This window comes from Caballeronia humi, from assembly GCF_001544475.1.
In the GTDB taxonomy this organism is placed as follows: Bacteria; Pseudomonadota; Gammaproteobacteria; order Burkholderiales; family Burkholderiaceae; genus Caballeronia; species Caballeronia humi.
In genome coordinates this window covers 21,546-28,532 of record NZ_FCNW02000063.1, presented here as the reverse complement: position 1 = coordinate 28,532, position 6,987 = coordinate 21,546, and the positions used below count along the sequence as shown (strand labels likewise).

The 6,987-nt window shown below is 64.9% G+C and carries 7 protein-coding genes; 2 read left to right on the top strand and 5 right to left on the bottom strand.

Annotation, left to right across the window (positions count from 1 at the left end; genetic code table 11):
- The coding region (locus AWB65_RS30445) for a methyl-accepting chemotaxis protein (protein WP_235007860.1) at positions 1-821 on the bottom strand (821 nt) is incomplete at its 3' end.
- Between AWB65_RS30445 and AWB65_RS37225 the strand changes: the two genes are divergently transcribed.
- Complete coding sequence (locus tag AWB65_RS37225; protein WP_235007861.1) at positions 766-948, top strand: hypothetical protein; 183 nt, start codon at positions 766-768, stop codon at positions 946-948. The genes AWB65_RS30445 and AWB65_RS37225 overlap by 56 nt on opposite strands.
- Before the next feature lie 259 nt (positions 949-1,207).
- Positions 1,208-1,618 (top strand): response regulator, encoded by a 411-nt coding sequence (locus AWB65_RS30440; protein ID WP_159907870.1) that lies wholly within the window; start codon positions 1,208-1,210, stop codon positions 1,616-1,618.
- A 91-nt stretch (positions 1,619-1,709) separates the two neighbouring features.
- Here the strand turns inward: AWB65_RS30440 and AWB65_RS30435 are convergent, their stop codons facing one another.
- From AWB65_RS30435 to glcD, 4 genes are all read right to left on the bottom strand, one after another.
- Entirely contained in the window at positions 1,710-3,020 is a 1,311-nt protein-coding gene (locus AWB65_RS30435) for an MFS transporter (RefSeq protein ID WP_087670630.1), read from the bottom strand.
- Between the two features lie 109 nt (positions 3,021-3,129).
- Positions 3,130-4,347, bottom strand: a complete 1,218-nt coding sequence (gene glcF / locus AWB65_RS30430) for a glycolate oxidase subunit GlcF (RefSeq protein WP_087670629.1) — start codon at positions 4,345-4,347, stop codon at positions 3,130-3,132.
- Between the two features lie 24 nt (positions 4,348-4,371).
- Positions 4,372-5,439, bottom strand: coding sequence for a glycolate oxidase subunit GlcE (gene glcE / locus AWB65_RS30425; protein ID WP_087670628.1), 1,068 nt, complete (start codon positions 5,437-5,439; stop codon positions 4,372-4,374).
- Positions 5,439-6,938: a glycolate oxidase subunit GlcD gene (gene glcD / locus AWB65_RS30420; RefSeq protein ID WP_087670627.1), complete on the bottom strand. Its 1,500-nt coding sequence runs from the start codon at positions 6,936-6,938 to the stop codon at positions 5,439-5,441. Before glcD ends, glcE begins: the two co-directional genes overlap by 1 nt.
- Positions 6,939-6,987: the final 49 nt, after the last annotated feature.

Here is a 6,987-nt window from a genome sequence, read left to right as displayed (position 1 = left end):
CGCGACGACAAATCGATATTGCCCGCCGCGATTTCCTTCGTCGCCGAGGCGATCGACTCGCTGCCCGAGCGCACCGTGCGCACGGTCGTGATGAGGCTTGTCTGCATCTTCCCAAGGCCGCGCAGCAATTGGCCCATTTCGTCGTTCGACGTCACGACAACTTCGCTGCGCAAATCACCGGCAGCGATGGCATCGAACTGCGCGAGCGCTGCGTCGAGCGGTCGGGCGATCTTCCGGCGCAGCGACACCCACGAGTAAGCGGCCGCAGCCACGCCCAGCAGAATCGCGGCGATGCTCAGCGTGCGGAACCGGTTGAACTTCGCCTCGCCTTCTTCATACGCAGTCTTCGCCGATTCGAACTGGAACTTGCGCAATTCGACGCCCGACTTCGCGAATTCCGTGAAAAGCGCCTGCATTTCGTTGGCGCCCTTGAGAATCTTGTCATGATCGTTGGCGCGAATATCGGCGTAGCTGGCGTCCAGCAGCTTTTGCAGAGCGAGCCGCTGGCTGTTGAAAGCATCGGCCAGGGGCTTCTCGCCTGGCTCTACCGGCAACGTCGAGTAGGTCGTCCAGGCGTCGTCGGAGGTCTTGCGCATCAGCGTGCCGCGTCCGATCGCGTCTTCGGCGGCCGGCGTGCCCGCGTTCAGTGCGGCGCGGTCGAAGCTCAGACGCTCGCGCGCCATGAACATCTCGGCGTTTCCGACCGACACGGCGCTCGGCATCTGGTTGGTGAAGAGTTCGTGGCTCGTGGCATTGGACTGGCTCATGCCGATCAGTCCGATGGTGCCGATCGCGATCAAAAGCGCGCTCAAAAACGTCATGGCCAGTGCCAGCCGGCCTTTTATCGTCGAAAACATGGAGTGTTGGAATCGCACCGCGAATTGCACGGCAGCGGCGGCGGTGCGCCTGCTGGGTGGAACGGGCGATAACGCCCGGACAACCGTTTAACGACAGCGGCGCGATTACCTTGAGGATTTTGCGCGCGCCCCGATGCGATGCTGCAAATTCATCGCATCAATCGCGACGCGCGCTGGGGATCGTCCCAAAAAACTACTTTCCATAGCACTTGATACAGGCAGGTTTTGCGCTGGCCGCATCCGCGAAACTTCGCAGCCTTATGGCAGCGCGTGCCGCTGGATGGCATCGAGCTTGCTTTGCTGGTGTGAAGCGCGCGCCGCGCGCTGCTGAGTTAGGGACGGTGGGAGACATGAAGATCCTGGTTATCGACGATGTTCGAGATTCAGCAGACAGTCTGGCGGCGCTCGCGGCCGAACTGGGCCACTCCGTCGAGGTGGCGTACGACTGCAAGACGGCAACGGAGTACGCCAGCAAAACGCGTTTCGACGTGATCCTGTGCGATGTCGGTCTCCCCGATGGCGACGGCCGTCAAACGTGCGAGCGCCTGCGCGACGAAGGCGCCTCGCAGGATGCGTGCATGATCGCGGTGACGGGACGCACCGATCTGCACGACGACGACTTCCCGTCGTTCGATGGCTATCTGCACAAACCTTTCGAATGGCCCGTGCTGAAGCACGCGCTTGAAACGTGGGCCGCAGCGGGCATCGATTCGGATGCCATGACCCGAAAGGCACCGCACGTCGCACGCGACGCGCCCTGAACGCGCGAAGCGGGTAGCCGTCACTCGATCGTCGGCCACCCGCCTCCGTGCGCGTGCCGCGCGTCGCAGCAGCCACGCGCAGTTTCATCGCTCACCGATTCACCGCCTGCCGCGGCTGCAGCAGCGCGAGCACCGCGCCGAGCACGAGCGCACCCGCCACGCAGTAGATGCCCGCATTCGTGCTGTGCGTCACGTCCTTCATCCAGCCGATGATCGACGCGCTCACGAACCCCGCCAGATTGCCGATTGAATTGATCATGCCGATGGCCGCCGCCGCCGAACCGCCCGCGACGATTGCGCTCGGATAGGTCCAGAAGACCGGCATCGTCGCGAGCATGCCCGCCGTGCCGACCGTCAACGCGATCATCGCGAGCGGGATATTGCCGGTGAGTTGCGTGCTGGCGAAAAGGCCAGCGCCCGCCAGCACCGCCGGAATCGCGAAGTGCCAGCGCCGTTCGCCGGTGCGATCCGCGCTGCGCGCCACGAGGAACATGCTTGCCACCGCGCATGCATAGGGAATCGCGCTGAGAAGGCCGACGTCGAGCGCACTCTTCACGCCGCTCGCTTTGACGAGCGTCGGCAGGTAAAAGCTGATGCCGTACAGGCCCATCATGCAGCAGAAGTAGATGGCAGCCATGCGCCAGATGCGCGCATCCCTGAACACGCCCGCGAGCGAGCCGTGCGTCTTGCCCGCGCTGTCGCGTTCGATGTTCGCTTCCAGCACTTGCTTCTCGTCATCATTGAGCCAGCGCGCCGCGCGGATACCGTTCGGCAGGCAGAAGAGCGTCACGATGCCCAGAATCGCTGACGGAATCGCCTCGAGCAAGAAGAGCCACTGCCAGTTCGACCAGCCGCCCACGCCTTGGAACGCGTTCATGATCCAGCCGGAGAGCGGCCCGCCGACCACGCCCGCGATTGGAATGCCCATCATGAAGAGCGCGTTCATGCGCCCGCGCCGCTCGGCGGGGAACCAGTAGGTCAGATACAGCACGATGCCCGGAAAGAAGCCCGCTTCCGCCACGCCGAGCAGAAAGCGCATGACGTAGAACGCGGTCGGCGTCTTGACGAACAGCGACGCCGCCGAAATGATCGCCCACGTGATCATGATCCGCGCGATCCACACTCGTGCGCCCACGCGATGCATGATGATGTTGCTCGGCACTTCAAAGAGGAAATAGCCGATGAAGAAGATGCCGGCGCCGAGGCCGTACACGGTCTCGCTGAACTTGAGGTCGTTCAGCATCTGCAGCTTGGCAAAGCCGACGTTCACGCGATCCAGATAGGCCGCGACATAGCAGATGAATAGAAACGGCAACAGGCGCCAGGTGGCTTTCGCGTAGGCGCGGGCTTCGACGGTGGCGCGGTCGAAGGCGGTGTCAGTGGGTTTGGCGAGGATGTCCATGTGTCTCCAGTCTCTTCGGATGATACGAAAAGGGGCCGCCCGTGCGCGGCTCGTGGCCGTGCGGGCGATCTAAAAATGCTCGGATGATTCAAAAAACCTGAGACGCGCCTCAGGCAATCGCTTCGTCGACGATCTCGATCCAGTGGCGCACCGCCGTGCGTCCGCCCGCGCCGAGGTGCGTCTGGCAGCCGATGTTGGCCGTCGCGATAACGTCGGGCTTGCCGCTTTCGAGCGCGTCGAGCTTGTTGTCGCGCAGCTTGCGAGCGAGTTCGGGCTGCGTGAACGAATACGTGCCGGCCGATCCGCAGCACAGGTGCGCATCGGGCACGGGCGAGAGATCGAAACCGAGCCGGCCGAGCACGCCTTCCACCGATCCGCCGAGCTTCTGCGCGTGCTGCAACGTGCACGGGCAATGAAACGCGACACGTTGATCCGCTTCGATGCTCAACTGTTCGAGCGGTAGCGCTGCAAGCACTTCGCCGAGGTCGCGCGTCAGTTCGCTCACACGGCGCGCCTTGGCGGCATAGAGCGGATCGTCGCGCAGCAAGTGGCCGTATTCCTTGACGAACGCGCCGCACCCGCTCGCCGTCTGGATGATCGCTTCGGCGCCCGCGTCGATCTTCGGCCACCATGCGTCGATGTTGCGACGCGCGCGTTCGAGCCCCGCGTCCTGTGCGTTCAGGTGATAGTCGGTCGCACCGCAGCAGCCCGCCTCGGGTGCGCCTTCGATGCTGATGCCGAACCGATCGAGCACGCGCGCCGCCGCGGCATTCGTATTCGGCGACAGCGAGCGCTGCGCGCAGCCTTCGAGCATCAGCATCTTCCGCGCATGCCGCTTGACCGGTCGCTGGCCGGCGGCGGCCGCTGCATGCGGAATCTTGTCGCCGAGCTTGGCGGGCAAAACCGGCCGCATCATCCGTCCGACTTTCAGCAGCGCGCCGAAGGTCTTCGCGCGCGGAATGACGTGGCGCAACCCGGCGCGGAGCATACGCTCGGCGGCGGGCCGCTCGACGCGCCGCTCAAGCATCTCGCGCCCGATGTCGAGCAGCGCGTGATACGTCACGCCCGACGGACACGTCGTCTCGCAGTTGCGGCACGTCAGGCACCGGTCGAGATGGAGTTGCGTCTTGTCGGTGACGGGCTCGCCTTCGAGCATCTGCTTGATGAGATAGATGCGTCCGCGCGGGCCGTCGAGTTCGTTGCCGAGCAGTTGATACGTCGGGCACGTCGCATTGCAAAAGCCGCAGTGCACGCACGAGCGCAGGATGTCCTCCGCTTCCTTTGCGCGCGGCAGCAGTTTGGCTTCGTCGCTGAGATTGGTTTGCATGATCGGTCGCCTTTCGGTCTCGCGTCAGTAGTCGGCGTACATGCGCCCGGGATTGAAAATGCCCTGCGGATCGAGACGCGCTTTCAGTTGCCGGTGATAGCGCATCAGCGGCGCGGGGATCGGATGAAACGGCTCGATGCCCGGTGCCTGCGTGAAACCCGTCGCGTGGCCACCGTGCGCGCTCGCGATCTGGCGAATCGTCGCGGCGGGCGCGTCGCTCTTGAGCCAGCGCTGCGCGCCAGCCCAGTCGAGTAGCGCCGCGCCCGGCAAATCGACGAGCGGCGTGTCGTTCGGCAGCGACAGGCGCCAGAGCGGACGCGGATCGTCGAAGAATGGCAGGCGCTGTTCGCGCAGCGACGCCCAGAAGCGCGCATCGATCACTTCACCGCCGATGCGCTCCAGCGCCGCGCGCACCGATCCCGCACCGCCTTCGAGTCGCACGTGCAGGCGGCCGTCGAGATGGCAGGCGCCCGTGACCGGCAACGCTGCCTTGCGCCACGCGGACAACTCGCGCATCGCCTCATCGGCGTCGATATCGAGCGCGAGGCAGCGCGATTCGCGCGGCTTCGGCAGCACCTTCAGCGACACTTCCGTGATCAGCCCGAGACAACCAAAGCTCCCACCGATCAATCGCGACACGTCGTAGCCCGCGACGTTCTTCATCACCTGCCCGCCGAAGCGCAGATGCTTCGCCTCGCCCGTGATGACGCGGCAGCCGAGGATGAAGTCACGCACTGATCCCGCCCAGGGACGGCGCGGACCCGACAAACCGCTCGCGATCGCGCCGCCGACCGTTGCTTCGCCGCCGAAAGTGGGCGGCTCGCAGGGCAGCATCTGGCCCGCATCGTCGAGGATCGCGTTGATCTCGGCGAGCCGTGTGCCCGCACGCGCGGTTATCACGAGTTCGCTCGGCTCGTAGCTCACGACGCCACGATGCGAACGCGTGTCGATATCGTCACCTGCGACCGGCCGCCCAAGGAACGCCTTGCTGTCGCCGCCGCGAATGCGCAGCGGTTTTTTATCCGCGAGCGCTTCGCGAACGTGCTCGACGAGGCGCGCGCTATCGTCGATGGAGATCAGGTCACGTCGCATCAGAAGCGCTCCAGTTCGGGAAAGGGCAACGCGCCGTGATGCACGTGCATCGAGCCGAATTCGGCGCAGCGGTGCAGTGTCGGCACGTTCTTGCCGGGGTTGAGAAGGCCGTCGGGATCGAATGCCGCTTTCACCGCGTGGAAGAATGTCAGCTCGTCGCTGTTGAACTGCGCGCACATCTGGTTGATCTTCTCGCGCCCCACGCCATGCTCGCCCGTGATGCTCCCGCCGACCGCGACACACAGTTCCAGGATGCGCGCGCCGATCACCTCGGCGCGCTCCATCTCGCCGGGGGCGTTGGCATCGAAGAGGATCAGCGGATGCATGTTGCCATCGCCCGCATGGAACACGTTCGCGACCCGCAGACCATAATGCTCCGACAGTTCCGCGATGCCGCGCAACACGCGCGAGAGTTCGCGGCGCGGGATCGTGCCGTCCATGCAGTAGTAGTCCGGCGAGATGCGGCCCACCGCTGGAAATGCGTTCTTGCGGCCGGCCCAGAAGCGCTGGCGCTCGGCTTCGTTCGCCGCGAGACGGATCTCGGTTGCGCCCGCCGCGCGCAAGAGCGCCTCGACGCGCTCGCAGTCCTCCTGCACGTCGGACTCCGCGCCATCGACTTCGCAGAGCAGCAGCGCTTCGGCATCGACGGGATAGCCCGCGTGGATAAAGTCCTCCGCCGCACGGATCGAGAGGTTGTCCATCATTTCGAGGCCGCCGGGAATCACGCCCGCCGCGATGATCTTCGCGACCGAATCGCCGGCTTTCTCGACGTCGTCGAAGCTCGCGAGCAGCACCTTCGCGCTCTGCGGCTTCGTCAGCAGCTTGACCGTGACCTCGACCACGATGCCGAGCATCCCCTCCGATCCCGTGAAGAGCGCGAGCAGGTCGAAGCCGGGCGAATCGAGCGCTTCGGAGCCGAGCGTGAGGCGCTCGCCGTCGATCGTCACGACCTCGACCCTCAGGATGTTGTGGACGGTCAGCCCGTATTTGAGGCAATGCACGCCGCCTGCGTTTTCGGCCACATTGCCGCCGATCGAGCACGCGATCTGCGACGACGGATCGGGCGCGTAGTAGAGACCGTGGGGTGCTGCGGCCTGTGAGATCGCGAGGTTGCGCACGCCGGGCTGAACCCGCGCGGTGCAAGCCTCAGGATCGAGTTCGACGATGCGGTTGAAGCGCGCCATTACGAGCAGGATGCCTTTTTCGAGCGGCAACGCGCCGCCTGACAGACCCGTACCCGCGCCGCGCGCGACCACCGGTATGTGATGCGCTGAAGCGTACTTCATGAGGGCGACGACTTCATCGACGGTACCCGGCAGCGCGACCAGCATCGGCGTGATGCGGTACGCGGAGAGGCCGTCGCATTCGAACGGGCGCAGGTCTTCTTTCGAGTGAAGGAGCTGGAGGTCGGGCAGAAGCGCGGTCAGATCGCGCACGATCGCGGCTTTGTCGTGATCGCGCAAGGGGCCGTCGAGCGCCTCGTCGTAAGCGTAGGTCATGGGGTGTCGTCTCCAATGTTGGCGCTCGATAAACGCCTTGTTTGAACCG

What these genes read in the sequence shown, in the direction of transcription:
- AWB65_RS37225 (WP_235007861.1), top strand. Translation starts at nt 766, where the DNA reads ATGCCGATCAGTCCGATGGTGCCGATCGCGATCAAAAGCGCGCTCAAA.
- AWB65_RS30440 (WP_159907870.1), top strand. Translation starts at nt 1,208, where the DNA reads ATGAAGATCCTGGTTATCGACGATGTTCGAGATTCAGCAGACAGTCTG.
- AWB65_RS30435 (WP_087670630.1), bottom strand. Translation starts at nt 3,020, where the DNA reads ATGGACATCCTCGCCAAACCCACTGACACCGCCTTCGACCGCGCCACC.
- glcF (WP_087670629.1), bottom strand. Translation starts at nt 4,347, where the DNA reads ATGCAAACCAATCTCAGCGACGAAGCCAAACTGCTGCCGCGCGCAAAG.
- glcE (WP_087670628.1), bottom strand. Translation starts at nt 5,439, where the DNA reads ATGCGACGTGACCTGATCTCCATCGACGATAGCGCGCGCCTCGTCGAG.
- glcD (WP_087670627.1), bottom strand. Translation starts at nt 6,938, where the DNA reads ATGACCTACGCTTACGACGAGGCGCTCGACGGCCCCTTGCGCGATCAC.